This window comes from Reichenbachiella sp. MALMAid0571 (genome assembly GCF_040151475.1).
In the GTDB taxonomy this organism is placed as follows: Bacteria; Bacteroidota; Bacteroidia; order Cytophagales; family Cyclobacteriaceae; genus CAXBNB01.
Genome location: NZ_JBDKWG010000099.1, coordinates 1 through 827, shown reverse-complemented (window position 1 = coordinate 827; position 827 = coordinate 1). Strand labels below are relative to the sequence as shown.

General features: G+C 46.7%; 1 protein-coding gene. It reads right to left on the bottom strand.

Annotation, left to right across the window (positions count from 1 at the left end):
* A partial coding sequence (locus tag AAOP42_RS04425) for a hypothetical protein (protein WP_349527253.1) occupies positions 1-827 on the bottom strand: 827 nt, incomplete at both ends.

The following is an 827-nucleotide window of genomic DNA, read 5'->3' as shown; positions in this document are numbered from 1 at the left end:
CTGATATTGGTTAGCGTGAAAGAGGGGTCTAGGGTAATGGTCGTAGGATCAGAGGTAAGTGTAAACTGAGTGGAAGCGGTACAACCTTCACTAAGAGACCCACCGGAGTTTGTTACAGTGACCACTACGGTATAAGTATCCTCAAAGAGTCCGGAAACATTAGCAGTGGTTACACCTGCCGGGTTAGATTCGTTAGGACCTGTTGGGTTTACTCCGTTCGCCAGTGGTGTTCCAGTACCGACACCCAAATACCACTGGTATGAGTAAGTATTTCCGTCATGGTTGGTTACATTGACAGCAAGTTGTCCATCAGGCGTACCATCAGTACAAGCCGCATTAGGGGTTTCTGTAATAGCTAAAACAGGCAGAGTAAAGTTTTCACCAATAGTAATTTGTTTACCAGGAGAAGAACAAGCTGTGGCAGCATTTTCTACAGCTCTGATGTAGTAAGTACCTCCAAGCAGGTCAGTGGCCTGTGGGAAAGTAGCAGGACCAGCAGCAGTGATGTCAAAATCTTTTAATTTGGCAGTATTGGTACTGTTCCAAAGTTGGAAAGTATAATCTGCCATCACAGCCGGATCAGTAGTAACTACCCCGTTGATAGTAATTTGATCTACGGTGACAGTACCATTTCCAGGGCTGCATTGAGTGGAAGCCACCGGAGTAAAGTCGTCAACAGATATTTCGGCAGGGTCATCAATAATAGTAGCCGATATTTTAGCCAGACACGTACCAGGGCTGTCGTCATCTTCAACGAGTACCCAGTAGCTACCAGCGGCAAGGTTAGCGGCAGTAGCATTGGTAGTACTTGCAGTTCCGGCGGTAGC